Annotated in this window: 14 protein-coding genes; 4 read left to right on the forward strand and 10 right to left on the reverse strand. The window is 42.5% G+C overall.

The genetic code is table 11. The annotated features are described in order from the left end of the window. Positions 1-40: 40 nt before the first annotated feature. The 3 genes from AB4323_RS13745 to AB4323_RS13755 all read right to left on the reverse strand — a co-directional run bounded on the left by AB4323_RS13745 (position 41) and on the right by AB4323_RS13755 (position 2,640). The gene (locus tag AB4323_RS13745; protein WP_372152723.1) at positions 41-1,732 is read right to left on the reverse strand and encodes an SgrR family transcriptional regulator; all 1,692 of its coding nucleotides are present in this window, start codon (positions 1,730-1,732) and stop codon (positions 41-43) included. 153 nt (positions 1,733-1,885) lie between these two features. Continuing rightward, positions 1,886-2,119: a DUF3389 domain-containing protein gene (locus tag AB4323_RS13750; protein ID WP_017064605.1), complete on the reverse strand. Its 234-nt coding sequence runs from the start codon at positions 2,117-2,119 to the stop codon at positions 1,886-1,888. Between the two features lie 95 nt (positions 2,120-2,214). Further along, positions 2,215-2,640 carry a hotdog fold thioesterase gene (locus AB4323_RS13755; RefSeq protein WP_017060067.1) on the reverse strand — a complete coding sequence of 142 codons (426 nt, stop codon included), beginning with the start codon at positions 2,638-2,640 and terminating at the stop codon, positions 2,215-2,217. Between the two features lie 139 nt (positions 2,641-2,779). Between AB4323_RS13755 and AB4323_RS13760 the strand changes: the two genes are divergently transcribed. Next, a complete protein-coding gene (locus tag AB4323_RS13760; protein ID WP_248641440.1) occupies positions 2,780-3,568 on the forward strand; it encodes a M48 family metallopeptidase in 789 nt (262 codons plus the stop codon). A gap of 137 nt (positions 3,569-3,705) precedes the next feature. Here AB4323_RS13760 and AB4323_RS13765 read toward each other — a convergent pair whose 3' ends face one another. Then, positions 3,706-4,788: a site-2 protease family protein gene (locus AB4323_RS13765; RefSeq protein ID WP_017060065.1), complete on the reverse strand. Its 1,083-nt coding sequence runs from the start codon at positions 4,786-4,788 to the stop codon at positions 3,706-3,708. 358 nt (positions 4,789-5,146) lie between these two features. Here AB4323_RS13765 and AB4323_RS13770 point away from each other — a divergent pair, with 358 nt between their 5' ends. From AB4323_RS13770 to AB4323_RS13780, 3 genes are all read left to right on the forward strand, one after another. Beyond that, positions 5,147-6,394 carry a porin gene (locus AB4323_RS13770; protein WP_050654485.1) on the forward strand — a complete coding sequence of 416 codons (1,248 nt, stop codon included), beginning with the start codon at positions 5,147-5,149 and terminating at the stop codon, positions 6,392-6,394. Positions 6,395-6,408: 14 nt separating this feature from the next. Next, entirely contained in the window at positions 6,409-8,829 is a 2,421-nt protein-coding gene (locus tag AB4323_RS13775; protein WP_372128969.1) for a VolA/Pla-1 family phospholipase, read from the forward strand. Between the two features lie 228 nt (positions 8,830-9,057). After that, positions 9,058-9,615, forward strand: a complete 558-nt coding sequence (locus AB4323_RS13780; RefSeq protein ID WP_017060062.1) for a PhnA domain-containing protein — start codon at positions 9,058-9,060, stop codon at positions 9,613-9,615. A gap of 83 nt (positions 9,616-9,698) precedes the next feature. Here the strand turns inward: AB4323_RS13780 and AB4323_RS13785 are convergent, their stop codons facing one another. The 6 genes from AB4323_RS13785 to AB4323_RS13810 form a co-directional block, all read right to left on the reverse strand. Then, the gene (locus AB4323_RS13785; RefSeq protein ID WP_372152725.1) at positions 9,699-10,853 is read right to left on the reverse strand and encodes a BamA/TamA family outer membrane protein; all 1,155 of its coding nucleotides are present in this window, start codon (positions 10,851-10,853) and stop codon (positions 9,699-9,701) included. Positions 10,854-11,114: 261 nt separating this feature from the next. Continuing rightward, positions 11,115-12,020 (reverse strand): LysR family transcriptional regulator, encoded by a 906-nt coding sequence (locus AB4323_RS13790; protein ID WP_016767437.1) that lies wholly within the window; start codon positions 12,018-12,020, stop codon positions 11,115-11,117. Positions 12,021-12,178: 158 nt separating this feature from the next. Then, the gene (locus AB4323_RS13795) at positions 12,179-12,604 is read right to left on the reverse strand and encodes a hypothetical protein (protein ID WP_017060059.1); all 426 of its coding nucleotides are present in this window, start codon (positions 12,602-12,604) and stop codon (positions 12,179-12,181) included. Between the two features lie 17 nt (positions 12,605-12,621). Beyond that, positions 12,622-13,794, reverse strand: coding sequence for a patatin-like phospholipase family protein (locus tag AB4323_RS13800; protein ID WP_017060058.1), 1,173 nt, complete (start codon positions 13,792-13,794; stop codon positions 12,622-12,624). A gap of 213 nt (positions 13,795-14,007) precedes the next feature. After that, positions 14,008-14,865: a pyridoxal kinase PdxY gene (pdxY, locus tag AB4323_RS13805; RefSeq protein ID WP_017060057.1), complete on the reverse strand. Its 858-nt coding sequence runs from the start codon at positions 14,863-14,865 to the stop codon at positions 14,008-14,010. Positions 14,866-15,071: 206 nt separating this feature from the next. Further along, positions 15,072-16,670, reverse strand: coding sequence for a bifunctional aspartate transaminase/aspartate 4-decarboxylase (locus tag AB4323_RS13810; protein WP_372099350.1), 1,599 nt, complete (start codon positions 16,668-16,670; stop codon positions 15,072-15,074). Positions 16,671-16,687: the final 17 nt, after the last annotated feature.

Consider the following 16,687-nt stretch of genomic DNA (forward strand, 5'->3'; position numbering starts at 1 on the left):
CTAAATGAGTTATTTGGTCCTAATTGAGTTTTCTTGGATTTCAATCAACGTCAGGCTTCACCCAAACTTGGCTAAAGTCGAACCAACCTAATGCATTACATTTCGCGTTTTGCAACGTACCACATTGATCTTTATTAACGCCTAACCAGCAATGGAACATCGGGATCAATTGATTGCTTTGGACCAGTTGTTTACCTAACTGTCGTGCTGGGAATTGCTCGAATTCACCAGAACGCCAACGGTCAATCATGTGACACCATTGGTCGAAGTCTTCTGCCGGGCTAGATTCATCAAGAAAACTGTAGTCCATTAGCCAACCGGCTAAAGCGTCGTCTCTGTTATTAGCGATACCCATAGGGTTAATCCAAATATCGACATCATCAGCGTGTGGAGGATCGGTTTCGTAACCGTAAAGATCAACATCGACGTTGTATTGCTTCAGCATCGTGACAATCGCCTTGGCAAGCGTTGGAAACATTGGATGTTGGCATTGATACGCCAATCTTATCGTTGGTTTGGAATTTTCTGGTGGACAAACTGGCACCTTCAACTTTATGTCATACCAACCGGGTTTTATCCCATAAGCGTGTAACACGCCCAAATCGATAACAGTCTCTTTTGGAATATGAACAAACAGATCCGCCGCATTCAATGCGTTAGATAAAAACTGTGCCCATGCGGGATCTTGTGCAATACCTTTCTTTCTATTGAGCAGTAAATACGTGCAGCCAGGATCGAGTTCTACTTCATCGCTATCGCCACGGTCGGCCATAACAGGCTTAGATAGGCTTGGGTAAACCATTGAAGAATAAGCCTCATCCACCACCCAAACTTCAACGCGATCAATTAACGGTCTGAAACCAAAGTACCCATTAAAAGCGGTTAACACGAGTTGTTTCTCGTCGTTCTTTTCAATGCGATAAGGTCCCGTTCCAATCGGTCGAATATCGTAATCTTCACCACGTAAAGTGATCGGTAAAGTAACTTTAGCGACCGATTCCGTTAGCGCAAGCGGAAAATACTTGTCTGGACGTGTGAGAAAAACATCTACGACACAATTTGCAGGTGAAGAGACATCTTTGATATGCGAAAACATGTTGAGAGGTTCGAGTGCAAGCAGTGTATCCACAACATGATTGGTTAACAGAGGTTCCCCGTTATGGAAACGAACACCGGGTCTCAAGAAGAATCGCCATTGGTAATCGCTGATTTTTTGCCATGAATGAGCAAGATCGGGTTGAAGTTGGTCATTCTCATCTAGACGAGTCAACCCACTGAATACCTGACAAGCGATATGTTGCTCTGAACGACGCATCGATTTGGTTGGGTTAAGCATTGAAAGCGGCCGGTAATAAGGCAAACGAATAACTTGTTCGCCTTCTTGATACTGTACGCCCAAGTAGTTTTGAATAACTTGCGTGAGTTTGGCAGCATTGTGATCAAGCACTGACAGCGCCTGTCCAATTTTTCCTTCCTGCAAGTAGCGTCTTGCTAAGTTCTCGCTGACATCACAACGATTCTGTTTAAAGATAAGTTGAGATAACTTTCCTCGACCTGCTGCAGGTAACCATTCTACCCACCCTTCTTCTTCAAGCTTGTTGAGTACCATTCGGGCATTACGACGGGTACAACAAAGCACATCCGTGATGTCGTCGAGTTGAACATCAGAATCTTTACCATCGAAGTATTCAAACAGGGTTTCAAATTGAACGCGAAGTCTTGGGCTGCTCATAAAGAGGAAAACTTATTCAAAGGACATTGAATTCAGTTTCCCTATTTTATGGCGTAAAATCAATATTACTGACACAATTTTATTGTGAATTATGAGTACGACATCCTAAGATGTTATTCAATCTTAAGGGTTAAGTGCCTTTACCGTAAAGGATTACATTACATCGCAGCCAATTTCATTAGCGATTTCACGGAGCTGCTGTTCATCGTCTAATTTTATCGACCATTTACACTCAGAACCGTTAGCTGAAATAACATTTGCCCCTTTTCCGATCAATTGAATTGCATCAACTTGGGCTTGCAGCGTGACTCTATGCTCCCCATCTAAACGAACAACCAATTCATGTGCGGTTGCGATGACTTTTCCACTTTTAAACGTTATGACCATGGGCTTCTCGGGTTACTTCTTTAAATACTGATTGCTTGTTCTAAGTACTGATTACTTCTTCTAAAGACAAAACCAGCGTACGACTGCCTAGTCTGTTATCGCTTATGTTTCTTAACGGCAATGGTTAAACGGCTGGTACAAACTAAGCGTTGACGATCATCAGTGATATTGATCTGCCATACTTGAGTAGAGACGCCCAAGTGAATAGGCTCAGCAGTACCAATGACATGCCCTTCACGCATTGACCTTACGTGGTTCGCATTGATATCGAGCCCAACGCAATAATAGCCTTCTGGTACGCAGAAGTTTGCAGCCAATGAGCCAAGCGTTTCTGCTAGCACAACCGATGCGCCGCCATGAAGCATACCCAGTGGTTGGTGCGTAAAGTGACAAACCGGCATGGTTGCTACCAAAGAATTGTCATTTACTTCGGTGTAAACAATGTTGAGGTGTTCAATTAAGGTATTTTTTGAGGTCGCGTTGAAGGTATCTAGGTCAACGGGCTTTTTCCAAATACTCATATAGGTTCCTTAATTATTGATCTTGTTATCGCGTGCATAGCTTTTTTCTATATTACCGCTGTTAGTTATCTTACAGCCCTTAGCTATTACGCAAGTTGATGTTAACATGCATAAAAACCGAATACACAGAGGATATTGTATGACGTCATGGATGAAGTTTGCCTCGCTTCTCACACTTACAGGCCTAACCGCGTGTAGCGCTTCTCCGACAGGCAGAAACCAATTGCTGCTTTTTTCAGATAAAGACATGTCTCAGCTTGGAGCACAGTCTTTTGAACAAATGAAAAAAGAACAACCCATCAGCAAAGATGCCAAAACTAACGCTTATGTACAGTGCGTAGCGAACAGCATCACTCAATATATTCCTAAACAAGGTTTTAGTGAATGGGAAGTTGTTGTGTTTGATAGTGATCAAGTGAACGCATTCGCCCTACCTGGCGGAAAAATCGGTGTATACACAGGGTTACTCAAGGTTGCAGTCAATCAAGACCAACTCGCGACGGTTATCGGTCACGAAGTGGCACACGTTTTAGCGGACCACAGTAATGAGCGCCTTTCTCAGTCTCAAATCGCTAATACGGGCTTATCTATTACTAACGTTGCGTTAGGTGCATCAGAATACAAACAGTATCAAGGTATGACGATGGCCGCGTTAGGGTTAGGCGTTCAATATGGCGTTATTCTACCGTATGGGCGAACTCAAGAGTCTGAAGCCGATGTTGTTGGTTTAGAGTATATGGCTCAAGCAGGTTTCGATCCAAACCAAAGTGTCAACTTGTGGCAAAACATGGCGAAAGCATCAGGGGGTAATCAACCGCCAGAGTTGCTTTCTACGCACCCTTCCCACAGTACGCGTATTAAAGATCTACAAGCAACGATAAAAACGCTTCCTCAATCAGGTTCACCAAGACCAAATTGCAAAGCGTAATCTAAGTAAGAATCGCCTAGCTGGTGTAAATACAAAAATGCCCTATCCATATTGGTTAGGGCATTTTCAGTTTCTTGCTTGCTAACAGTTCAAGTGCACTAAGCAGCTGGATAATTCCAACAACAGAAACTCACTCGTTAAGTACCAAGAATTTGTAATGGTAGGCTTAATAGCTGATCACCAGTAGATGCAAAATACCAGATAACACCAATCAAACTGCTCACTAAACCTACATACCAAACGAACGACACGACTTGCCCGTATTTGTCTAACGGTAACAAGTGACTGTGATGACGTCCTTTCCATTCAAACAGTATTTCAACACTGCCCATGATCAATAAGAAACCAAACAGGGTTAAATTCAACTGATAACTCAATACCACACCAGCAACGGCAGCCGCGACACAAAGTACAATGCCAAGCACACTGTTCATCGAGAAACTGATACTTTTAAGAACATGTCCGCCATCGAGAGGCAAAATCGGCAATAGATTGAACAGGTTTAATAGAGCATTAAATACTGCAAGGCCGGCAAAGAACATTTCGCCAGTCGCCCAATACAGCACCATAAATACTAACGACAATATCAGGCCGAACAATGGCCCCATGATTGAGATAACCACATCTTGCCAACGCGTATTAATCTTTTCATCGGATAACGCCAAGCCACCAAGAAATGGTATCAAATAGATCCCTTTGGTTTTCATGCCGAAGTATTTCATCGCTCTAATATGACCGTACTCATGGAACATTAAACAGGCGATTAAGGCCAAAGCGAACTGAATTGAAAACAACCATGAATAGGCCGCTAAACTCGCAGAAGCAAGTACGACCTTGATTAGCTTGGCGCTTTTAAGCGCTTTCATACCAAGCGACACCAACCCAATTAAGCTAAAACGCTTCTCTGGTTTAGGAGCGACAACAGGAGTTTGTTGTTCAATATCTTTGGTGTTTCGATTGCCTTCGGTAATGGTTTGCCCATTCACCGACGCTTTATACGTCATCTCAAACGGTTGCCACTGAACGGTCGATTCAACGTGACACTGCAACGTTTCTTCGCCAGCGCGTAGTGTAAATTCGTGTTTTCGGGCGTCTTCTTGGTCTGTGGTCGCATCTAATTGAGATACCAAAGTGTTATCCCAATACAACTGTTGCCACCCTGCCATTGATCCTTCTAAACGAAGCGGTTTTCCAAGAAACTCTATCGCGAGTAATTCCAAACTTAAAATTCCAATTTAATGACTTCTAACGAGTGTCGATATTATGCCGATTTAGCGAATGGTGGTAAACAGAAACAAAGTTGTTACATATTGAGCTATTGAACACTATTTATACCGCAACGATGCATAAACACTCTGGTCACACCTCCAACCACGAATAAATTATTGATTATACTTATATTATCGATGTTAAAGTGCCGCCCCTTTAAAACATAACCTCACAAAATAACAACTCTTTCTTTGACTTTATATAAAACATGAATTTAACATACCATTTACATTAGAGCTTCAACACCAAAAATGCTCAGTGTGTTTTCAAACCATAATAACGAAATTCGATGCCCTAGGAGGGTCAAGGATGAAAACAATACAACGCTCTCTTGTTTCACTTTCAGTACTATTTGCATGTAACTCACTTGCGGCTGGTTTCCAAGTTGCTGAGCATTCTGCCTCAGGTCTTGGTCGCGCATTCTCAGGTGAAGGCGCTGTAGCCGATAACGCGAGTGTACTAGCGAGAAACCCCGCCGCAATGACCCTATTTGATACAGCCCAATTTTCAGGCGCGGTTTCTATCGTTGATCCAGAGGTTAACGTTTACGACGTTGACGCTAACGAGCATTCAAAAGATGTTGCTCCATTACAAGTCGTGCCAGCCGCATATTACATCAGCCCAATCAACGAAAAATGGGCTTGGGGTATCGGTATGTTCACCAATTATGGTGTTGCTACGGATTACCCTGATGACATCTCGGCAGGTGATATGGCTGGTGATACGTCGCTCTTATCTGTAAATCTAAATCCAAATATTGCGTATCGCGTGAATGAATCATTTAGCGTTGGTGCAGGTTTAAACCTTGTGTACGCGGAAGCTGAACTTACTCGCCATAAAGGCGAGCTCGCTAACTTTGTTGGTGGAAATCCATCTGACAAACTTATAGGCATGACCGGTGAAACATTTGCCTATGGTTGGAATGTTGGCGCGATGTATGAGCTGAACGAAAACAATCGCTTTAGTATCGCTTACCGCTCTTCTGTTGATCTTGATTTCGATGACGGTGAATTTACCAGCTACGATTCAGGTAGAGCAACATCTCCCAAGGTTGATGGTCGTCTTCAAATCGAGCTTCCTTCTATTCTGGAGCTTTCAGCATTTCACCAACTTAACGAACAATGGGCAATTCACTACGGTTGGCAACAAACTGATTGGAGTACTTTTAAGGAGTTAAAAGCAACAAGTCCAGATTGTACTGACAACGGTGTAGCAGGTCAGTGCTTCTACAAACCTGAAAAATATGAAGACAACAATCGATATTCACTAGGCGCAACGTACCAACTAAACAGTAAGTGGACATTAAGAGCTGGTTACGCTTATGACGAACAAGCTGGTGAAGCAACTTTAAGCATTCCTGATAGTGATCGTATGTGGTATAGCGCTGGCTTCACTTATGTTTGGAGCGAAAATATGACTGTCGATGCAGGATTCGCACTTGTTGTAAGTGATGACGGTGAGTTCACTGAGACAAATGGCGCTCAGCAAGAAAGGACTTTCGAAGCAGAAGGTACCGCTTACCTTTCTTCAGTTCAGCTTAACTACACTTTTAACTAAATCAGGATCGTATCATGAAACGTAACTTTAAGATCTCTCTACTATGTTCAGCGATCCTGCTAGCAGGTTGTGGCGACAACACCGAAAGTTCGGTAACAAGTAACCAACAACTTGAAGCCTATCTAGAAACGTCTTTGGCAAGAGCGACAACTCAAAAAATGCTCTTGCAAGGTAGTAATGCATCAGTTCCTTTAAGCAATAACCTATTATTTGACTCTACAGATGGCACGTTAGCGATCCCAACAGGTGGCGACGATAGCATTTCTAACCCAAAAGCAGCATTAAATTATGCCGATGGTTTTTCGACCAGCATGCCAATTTACATCGAGTTTGAAGGCGACGGTTTTGGTGATACTCCTGGAGTTGTTACTTCCGGAGTGACATTGTTGAAGCTTTCTAAAAAGCTAACAGACACATCCACAGCGGCTCAAGTACCAACACCTGTTGCTAGCTCTGAATACAAAGTTTACAAAGTAGGCTCAAACCTAGCAATTACACCTAATACTCCTTTTGATGAGAAGTCTGAATATTTGCTTGTTGTTACTGATGACGTTACAGATGTAAATGGTAACCCAGTAGGTACATCGCAAAGCTATGCGGCTCTCAAAACAGCCACTAAAACTTATTCAACCGGTGACTTAGCTAGTGCGCAAACTTTAATTAAAGGTCAAGAAGCTATAGCTGCCGCTGTTGGTATTGATGCGGAAAAGATTGTGTATTCAGCTTGGTTTACTACAACTTCTGTTGGTGATGTTCTTGCCTCTACAGCATCGTTGATTGGCGGAATGATTGATGCTGGGGCCCCACTTTCGACTTATTGGAATGGCAGCGCAAACCCAAATAATATCGATCTGACAAACGCTTACAATCTTAGTTTAGATTCCTCATCAACAACACCATTTGCTACAGCAATCGCTGCAGATGCTGACTTTAAAAAATATCTTGCCGATGACGATGCAACAGAAAATGCCACTTTGATTGGAGGGATAAATCTCCTTTACTCTAACGCTGGTATCAGCACTACGTCGGTAAACGTGACTAAAGGTACTGTTCAACTCCCATATTTCTTGGAAACCGATCCAACTAAGTTCTCTACAACGCCATTTGCATCAGCATTGGACAGTTTAGCGGTTATAAAAAGCGCACTAACGGATAACTCTACAAGTTCTTTCGTTGGTGGAGAGTTGGTTAAATTAGGATTAGACCCAACAAACCTTAGCGCAGCTGATGTCACGACTTTAATGGGAAAAACACTCACAAAGGACGCAAGTGGAACAGCTCTAGATAGTGATCGCATTGTCACTCAGTATTCACCAATACCACAAATTAAATCACTTGAAGCTGTTGATGTGCTTTTGTTTACTCCTGTGACTGACCCAATAACCGGGGTTGTAATCTACCAACACGGTATTACCTCTGTAAAAGAGAATGCGTATGCGTTTGCGGCAAACTTAACGGCTGAAGGTCTTGCTGTCATTGCAATTGACCACCCTATTCATGGGTCTCGTTCACTTGCCGGAGGTGCTATTTCAACTAACGATAATGCTCTGTACTACTTGAATCTAAGCGCTTTGCCCGTTGCGCGTGACAACATCCGTCAAAGTGCACTTGATGTAATAGGTCTTCGTATGGCACTTGAAAAAGTGGGGAATGACTTTACTGGTACACCATTAGCCGGAGTTGATGTAAAAGACACAACCGTTAAATTTATGGGCCACTCATTGGGCGGTATTACTGGATTTACGTCAGTAGCTACATCTGAAATTGCTGGTACACATAAATTTAGCTCGGCGGTATATGCTAATTCAGGTGGGCACATTGCTGAATTACTCTTCGCATCGGAAACCTTTGGCCCCGAAATTAAACACAATCTAGCTAAACAGTTAAATGCAACGTATCGGGATTCAGTGGCTTCAGCTTGTACTGCGGCTGACATTGAAGATGGCGATTGCTATACCGCTTTTGCTAAGGAAAATCCAACTAGTGCCGCAGCAATTGAAACTGAATTAGTTGCATTTAAAGTCGCCGCTCAAACCCTTATTGACACGGTCGATCCACATTCAATAGCAAACACTGAGGACCAGTCATCAATTAGCTCTAGCTATCCAACGTTGTTGATCCAGTCGCAAAATGATGAAACGGTACCAAACAATGGCAATGATGATAATGGTGCACCGTTATCATATACGGCTTCATTTGTTGGCTCTGAAGGGTTAGATTCGACGTTAGGATTGACTGACTCAACAAAAGCTAGCCCTTCAACTGGGAATCGTGTGTTTGTTCAATATAACGAAATAGCTAAACACTCAACGATCATCGGACCGCAAGCAGACCTTTCTGATGCCACTCATACCCTATCAATGAGAGCTCAAGTAGCTGATTTCTTAGAATCGGATAGCCTTGATGCAGCAGCACCGGATGCTTTATTGGAATAACTAAGACTTAAGCTTTTCACTAAACCAAATGCCAGCCTAACCGCTGGCATTTTTGTATCTGTCGTTCGAACAATTTCCCTAGTTAACCGTTTGCATAAAACTTTAAAACACAAATGGTTGATCTCAGCTAAAATTAATCAAGACAGAATACCGTACGACCTCTTTCTTTATTGTAAATAAAGTGGATAATAACCCCGTAATTTAATACCTAATAAATGTGAGTCCATTATGTCTTCTGAAGCTACTATGCTAGAACGCTGCCAATCTAAATGTGAACTATGTGGTTCTGATTCTTCTCTTACTGCATACGCAGTGCCGCCACACAGCCACGTAACAGTGGATCACGGCATCATGGTATGTGACAAATGTCTTGGTGAGATTGACGATCCTAAAGATATCAACCACTGGCGTTGTCTGACTGACAGCATGTGGAGCCAGGAAGCGCCAGTTCAAGTAACGGCATGGCGTCAACTTACTCGTCTGAACACAGAAAGCTGGGCTCAGGACGCGCTAGACATGATGTACCTTGAAGAAGAAACATCAGTTTGGGCACAAATCGGCATGTCTGCTGATGACAAGCCTCTTGATGTGAATGGCGTTGAACTTAAGAAAGGTGACGACGTAACAGTAATCAAAGACCTGCCAATCAAAGGTACTAACCAAGTGATTAAGCAAGGTACTGTTATTCGTGGCATCAGCGTTGGTGACGATCCTAAGCTTGTTTCTGGTAAAACAAACGGCGGTCAATCAATGTACGTAATCGCTGAGTTCTGCCGTAAGAAGTAATCTTACTGTAAGAAAGTGATAGAAAACGAAAAGGCGCTAATTAGCGCCTTTTTTCTTGGAAAAATTTAACCTATTCCGTTGTTCTAGAAACCACTGCCTACGTTAAAGTAGATAGCGCGTTCTTCATGGCTTTGCGCATAATCCATCCCAAGGTGCAAACCGTAACGTCTCGCGATTTGGTATCGAAAGCCGACACCTCCGGCATTGACGGTACTGTCGTGGCTTATGCCGTTATCTTGCTTTGCAACCCCTGAACCGTAAAACCCAGACACCTTCCAACGATGAGTGATGCTATACGTCAATTGGCCTTGAATTGTTTCAATCTCATCTCCTTGGTACCGATAAGATGACACCCCGCGTAACGACACGTACGGTTTCGCTGTGGGTGCTACAAACAGGTCTTGCTGTTCGAAGCTTTGATAATTTGCAGCCAAGCCTAACGTCCATTTATTGGTAATTGGGATATAGGCTTCGCCATCTATGTTCAAATTTCGGTAATTGTAATCACTGCCAATCGCATCGTCGTACACCATGTAATCTGCAGACAATTTGTAACCTTTGGTTGGATAAAATAAATTATCTCTTGTGTCATATTCAGCCTCCAACCCTAAACCAGAAGTAACCGATTCGTTACCCAAAATTCGGTCTAAAACCATGTTATCAAATTCAATCTCAGACTTAGCTAATAACTGCTTTATTCCCAACATCCAAGGCGTATGCCCAATCCGGAACTGCACCTTTTGTGAAAGTACGGCTACCGAAGTTGACGTGCCTATTCTAAGGTCATGATCTATGGGGCCCCAGTTGATTGATGTGTACAAATCCAAATTCGCAACACCAAAGCCACCGCCACCGGTATAACGAATTGAATCATTCATCCATGAACGTCTGTGGCCACCAAAAACAAACCAGGTTTCATTTTCTGTTCCTAAAGCACCAACAACACTCATCGCAGATGGGACAAGTTGCGCACCACCATCAATAGCCTTTAACGCTGCTTCTTTACGGATTCGTTTTTCTTCTTCGCCCTCGTGTAAAAACAACCCAGCAACACCACCACCATAACCAACCGCTGGCTCGGTAATTAGTATAGGTATAGGTAAAAACCCCGTTGCATTTTCTGCAATGTGATGTCCCATATCAAATTGATTATCAACAGGATCATAAAACGATGCAAAGGAAGGTGTTATCGTAAGCAAAGAGTAAGAAAAAAGAGCAAAGCCGCCGCAGCGATTCATAAGATTGGCCTCAATAAAAAAGGCCGGGTAATAAAACCCGGCCGAAAGTTTGCTTCCTTGCAATAAACATAGAAATTAAACACTTATTGCCAATAAAGGGGTCCTTAATCGACAAGGTTAGAATAGGTCAAACTGTGGTATTGCCCTACTCTCATATGGAGGATCTAGCCCTACAAAATCAAATCATTCTAAAGATGACAAATACGAAAAAGGCTCATATAAATGAGCCTCTGTGAACAAGTAAACTGTGTTATTGGTTCATTAATCTCGCTTTAGCAATCGCTCTACGTTTTCTTTGATAACTGATAATACTGATGACTTAACTTCGCTAATTTGTTTAGAATGAGGGCACCATAGTGCAAAGCCAAATTTAAATCCTTGTTCCATTTCAGACGATTGTATAGGTTCGATGTCGTAATGCGAAAATTCAGAATGAGCGAACGTTTTTGGTAGAAGTGCCCATCCTAGACCTGCTTCAACCATTTTGATAACTAGCGCTAATTGGTCGACTTCTTCATTGTCAGAACTAACGGTTATTTTTTCGGACATTCCTTCTTCAATGAAGGATTTTAAGACAAACTGCTTCGCATTTCTTAGCGCTAAAAGTACATCTTCTTTTGCCAAAGATGAAAACTCACCATTTTTTTGAACGAAAGGAAAAAATTCTATATGGCCTAAAAAGGTGGCATCAAAACTGTGTATTCCACGACTGTCATGCACGTTGACCAATCCAAAATGATACTCACCGCTCTGAAGGCCTTGCTTAATGTCTTTTTTATTTCGTACAAGAAAATTCACTCGCATCATCGGGAAATCACGACGCAACTTCTTTCGAATATCCACAAGGATTTGATGAGGTATCACACTTGAATAAGCAAAAGTAATGTTTTCCAAACCGCCATAAGACAAGCTCAAGGCTACCTTGTCGAAAGTGCGTGCCTGTTCAATCGTTTGCTTAGCGTAGTGGTAAAGATGATGACCATCTTCTGTCGGCTTTACAGAGCGTCCAACCCTTTCAAATAGGCTTACCGCGAGTTGGTCTTCAAGGTTAGTTATAACCTGCCCGATTGTCGTTCTGTGCTTGTTAAGCTTGACTGCTGCCTTGCTGAAAGAGAGTTGGTCATAAACGGTAACGAACGCGAGAAGTTGTTCAATGCTGAAATTCATGTTGTTGTGCTTACTTTTAATCGTTATGTATTTAAATTATCACAGGTTGGCGAAATATCTACTTTGTCAGAATAATATTAGTGAAAATAATTCGTCAATTTGAAACAAAAAAACCTACTTAAGCTAGTAGGTTTTATCGTTGATATCAAACGAATAACTTAAATGTATTCGATAACTCGAGCTAGATAGTTAAAGTCCCCAGAATCACCGTGGTAATTACGGTAAACATCGACACTGAAATATCTAGGTTGGTCCACTTGAATATGCTCAGCAATTCGCTGCTCGATGGATTCTAGAGTTTCACCTGTTTGCGAGTAAATGTATTTCTTGGTGGTCTTTTGAAGCTGGCGTTCTTTAGCTTCTTTGTGTGTGACGTAATTGTTCACGTCAACCCACTGACCAATGTAGTCAATCTCCACGTAATCTGAATTTTCTTCAACCATGAACAACGCCGCTTCTTGTTGAACGTCGGCCAGTTGTAGCATGTCGTTATCGACTTTTTGCTGTTCCATTGAGGTCACATTTTGTGCCATGGCAGCGCTAGACGTTGCCATGATAAGTAGCGCTAAAGCTGTTTTATTCATTTTACGATATCCCTAAATTAAGGTAATTCTGTTACCCAAGGTTTGCCCTGAGTTGCTTTGTGATAACCATATTCGTATATGGTTAATAAATAGTGTTCATCAAACATGTCTTTGGTTCGTTTGGCGTAACCAAAGTCGTGCTCGATGTAAGTAAATTGCATATCAATGTTGTTGATTTCACAGATGTATTTCATTCGATATAAATCACCACGTGTTTGAGCAAGAGTCAGGCTTGATACGCTCTTTGCTACTAAATCTAGACCCTTATCTCTCAGCGAGTGGTACGGCGCTTTCAGTGCTCCATTTCGAATAACATCGAGCTGTGGTGGTTTTTCTAACCCAAGAGCATCTGAGATCTGCTGATAGTCGAAGTTAGATGGATTGAAAAATACTTGAGCGGCTAAACCACCATCGACGTGAAGTTCTTCATAACTTTTACCTTCGTACTTCACATTGATAAACTGCGGTGGGAAGACTCCAGGAATAGAAGCACTTGCTGCTAAAACCTTATATATAAGTTCAGACTTATCTGGCATGTCACTATTTGCAATTGCGCCCACATTCCAAATGACAAGCTCTCCAGAATCAAAGTGTGTGCTACCAATAAACAAACGCTTACCGTTGCGGTGTCGCGCAGCAATTTGCTCGATCATCGGTTCAGGGAACGCCTGAGCGATAAATTGATTCAAGTTTTTACCGTCAGTAAAAGCATCTTTAAACACGGTGTTTAAAAAGTTCTTTTTGCCGAGCACTGATTTGTCATTGATGTTTAACATCACCTCCTTCATCTTCGGAAATGCATCTCCGCCGATGAATACAAATGGTGCCATTAGCGCTCCTGCACTGATGCCAGTAACTATTGAGTAGTCTTTCAATTGGCCAGATTCTTCCAGCCCTATCAAAATACCGGCTCCAAAGGCTCCGTTCGCGCCGCCTCCTGACAAAGCTAAGATATTTAGTTGCTCACCTGACACTTTAATTGGCGTTGTTTGATCGATTGGAGAGTATAAGAAGTCTGGGTTCTCACTCGCCCACATACGCAATGGCTCTTTTACTGATATCGCTTCTTCTACAACCACTTCTTTGTAATTGTCTTTGTGTACGCGTACATCCAACGTGTGGGGTGAGCTACATGCCACTACAAGTAATGACAAAGCAACGGTAAAACCCGAGGAAATTAGACGGTTCATAATTAGGCTCATTTAATGTTCTCTAAAATGATTCAGAGACTCTGTTTAATCAAAAGAACAGCTATAAACAGAGAAGTTAATAAATAGGGATAAAGTGAAGTCCGTCTCTTTCTGGGAGTAATATAGCTAGGTTTAGTCTTAGCTCGTAATCTCGTTTGTAGGATGCGACCCATCGAATAGGTACACCCTCCACCACTATCGGAGTTAAACGCTCTACCCGATTTTGACCACGTTGAAATCGTGGGTAGGCTCTACAAATTCATATTGTGCATTGATTGTTTGTAGCTCCCAAGTGCCATAGCTTTTAGTTAGCTCCAACACACCATAGACCGCGTTATTTGCATGTCGGAATGCAGCTACGGGAGACATTCTCTTTATTAACCCTGCGGTAAACAGGCCAGAGATAAGGTCACCGACACCAACCGGTTGTTGAGCAAATTCAATGTTCGGTCGTTGGGCTAAATAACATGCCTTTTTCGTTGCTAAAATCATACTGAACGCGTCATCGGGTAATGAGTGAAGATGCTTCACGAGCACCATCTTTGGACCAAGCTCCAATGCTTTCTTACATGCTGTAACCGCGTCATAAAGGGAGAGGATTTTAATGCCGGTCAATTCACTTAGTTCAAATTGGTTTGGCACTATAACATCGGCAATAGGAAGCAAGTGTTTAGTAATGGCGGTTCTAACGCCATCCTCAACGATACAACCTTTATCTGGGTCACCCATTACAGGGTCACAAACATAGAGTGCACTGTGGTTCTTTTCTTTAACTAAATTAACCGACTCGGCAACCGCTTTACATTGGTCTGCGCTTCCCTGATAACCCGATAGGATCGCACCACAGTCTTTCAGTACGTTGATGTTGTCTAAGCCTCGAATCAAGTTTCGAATATCATCTGAGCCGAATGTTTGCCCGGTCCAACCTTGTTGATATTGAGTGTGATTAGAGAACTGAACAGTGTGGATTGGCCACACATCGAGTCCCATTCTTTGGATTGGAAAAACCGCAGAACTGTTTCCTGCATGCCCGTAAACCACGTGAGATTGAATAGAAATAATGCTTTTCATGCGTCGCTCTTTCAGTTTGAAATGGATTTGAATACTTGGATAAGACGACTAAATAAACACAACGGAACATCAAGATAGGAAGTTTTATCGATCTAACCACTGTGCTTATTTGGTCGGAATAGCCTCGACATCGCCGAGGCTTATTCTTAATGAGTTGGACGTCATCGGCTTTAAATCATGTATTTGATTCTAAGCCAGACTTGAACTTATGCGTCTTGAAACTCAGCGAAGTGCTCGTCCAATACCTTGCGAGTTGCGCGGCCAATCAGTTCGTACTCATGGTGAGTCAGGTTAGCCAGAGATACGCGAACCGACGCATGTACAGTATCGAAGCCATTTCCTGGTAGTAAAATAACACCAGTTTCGTGAGCTAGACGGAATAAGAAATCTTTACCTTTACCGCTTGCTTTGAACCATTCAACGAACTCTTGACCGTATAGTTTGCCACCTAGAGTGTCTAACTCTAGTAGTGTGTAGTAGTCCACACGATCTTTGTTCTCTTCAACTTCTAGCCCCATGTTGGTGTATAGAGTTGTATAGCGCTCACGAATGATGCGCTTGCATGCTGCTTTGTAGCTACCTTCAGAATCCATTAGGCAAGTTAGAGCAAACATCGCCATTTGCACTTGTTGCGGTAGAGATAGACCGGCAGTGTGATTCAAGGCTACGCTACGGCTATCCGCAACGATGCGGTCGATGAACTTAATGTCACGTGGCTCTGGAGTCAGTGTTTTGTAACGGTCATCAAGTTGACACTGTTTTTCTTCGCTGAAAGAACTTAGTGCGTCATCAAATACGTTTTTGTGTTGGATACCAATGGTACCTAAACGCCAGCCTGTTGCGCCAAAGTACTTAGAGAACGAGTAAACACAAAGTGTGTTGTATGGTAGTTTTGCAAATAGAGAAACGAAGTCATCGGCAAATGTACCGTATACGTCATCAGTGATGATGAATAGGTCACTGCGTTGCTCATTCACAAAGTTTGTTAGGTTCTCTAGAGTCTCGTCAGAGAATTTCACTGATGCTGGATTAGCAGGGTTAACGACGCAAAGTAGTTTGATGTCTGTATCTGCCAGTTTCTCGATTTCAGACATTGGAAGCTGCCAAGTGGTCTCATCAAGACGCAGTTCAACGATCTCTAGTTCGTACTCAGAAAGCTCTGGGATTTCTAGGTAAGGGGTAAAGATTGGCGTAATTAGCGCCACTTTATCGCCTTTTTTCAATAGACCATTGTTGAACATCGTTTGGAATGTGTAGGTCATTGATGCCGTACCACCTTCCGTTGCGAACAAGTCAAAGTCCGTGGTCATTGGAATTGGGCCATACATCTCTTCTGCAATGTACTGCTTCACCACTTTCTCAATGTTAGTCAACATACGTGGTGGTACTGGGTAGTTACACGCTAGGTAAGCAAGAACGAGTTCGTTTAGGAACGCTTGTTTTTGGATGCCTAGACGATCTTTTGCGTAGCTTAGTGCGCGCTCGATGAACTGAACACCTTTGTCGTTTGAGTATTCTTTAGTAAACGTATCGAAACGCTCAACGATACCCACGCCATCAGGGATACCACCGAAATCACCACCGAGGTAAGCGTAGTTACGTTCCGCTTCCATTACTGCAAATTCACCCAAACGAATAAATGCTTTACGTGGCAATGTTGCTAAGAAGTTTGGATTACCACGACCTGCGTCTAGTAAAGCACGGTCTGGCACTGCTTGAGCAACTTCAATTAATTTGTCTTTTAATTCAAATGGGCTTAAATCAGCGAATTTTGAAAAGTCGATATTTGTATTTTTTGTAGTCATAATATTTACCTAATAAT

Source organism: Vibrio sp. 10N.261.52.C11 (assembly GCF_041471405.1).
In the GTDB taxonomy this organism is placed as follows: Bacteria; Pseudomonadota; Gammaproteobacteria; order Enterobacterales; family Vibrionaceae; genus Vibrio; species Vibrio crassostreae_C.

Excerpts from the sequence above, each read along its gene's own strand:
- AB4323_RS13780 (WP_017060062.1), top strand. The coding sequence starts at position 9,058 with ATGTCTTCTGAAGCTACTATGCTAGAACGCTGCCAATCTAAATGTGAA.
- AB4323_RS13770 (WP_050654485.1), top strand. The coding sequence starts at position 5,147 with ATGAAAACAATACAACGCTCTCTTGTTTCACTTTCAGTACTATTTGCA.
- pdxY (WP_017060057.1), bottom strand. The coding sequence starts at position 14,865 with ATGAAAAGCATTATTTCTATTCAATCTCACGTGGTTTACGGGCATGCA.
- AB4323_RS13785 (WP_372152725.1), bottom strand. The coding sequence starts at position 10,853 with ATGAATCGCTGCGGCGGCTTTGCTCTTTTTTCTTACTCTTTGCTTACG.
- AB4323_RS13800 (WP_017060058.1), bottom strand. The coding sequence starts at position 13,794 with ATGAACCGTCTAATTTCCTCGGGTTTTACCGTTGCTTTGTCATTACTT.
- AB4323_RS13745 (WP_372152723.1), bottom strand. The coding sequence starts at position 1,732 with ATGAGCAGCCCAAGACTTCGCGTTCAATTTGAAACCCTGTTTGAATAC.
- AB4323_RS13755 (WP_017060067.1), bottom strand. The coding sequence starts at position 2,640 with ATGAGTATTTGGAAAAAGCCCGTTGACCTAGATACCTTCAACGCGACC.
- AB4323_RS13760 (WP_248641440.1), top strand. The coding sequence starts at position 2,780 with ATGACGTCATGGATGAAGTTTGCCTCGCTTCTCACACTTACAGGCCTA.
- AB4323_RS13795 (WP_017060059.1), bottom strand. The coding sequence starts at position 12,604 with ATGAATAAAACAGCTTTAGCGCTACTTATCATGGCAACGTCTAGCGCT.
- AB4323_RS13750 (WP_017064605.1), bottom strand. The coding sequence starts at position 2,119 with ATGGTCATAACGTTTAAAAGTGGAAAAGTCATCGCAACCGCACATGAA.
- AB4323_RS13775 (WP_372128969.1), top strand. The coding sequence starts at position 6,409 with ATGAAACGTAACTTTAAGATCTCTCTACTATGTTCAGCGATCCTGCTA.
- AB4323_RS13790 (WP_016767437.1), bottom strand. The coding sequence starts at position 12,020 with ATGAATTTCAGCATTGAACAACTTCTCGCGTTCGTTACCGTTTATGAC.
- AB4323_RS13810 (WP_372099350.1), bottom strand. The coding sequence starts at position 16,670 with ATGACTACAAAAAATACAAATATCGACTTTTCAAAATTCGCTGATTTA.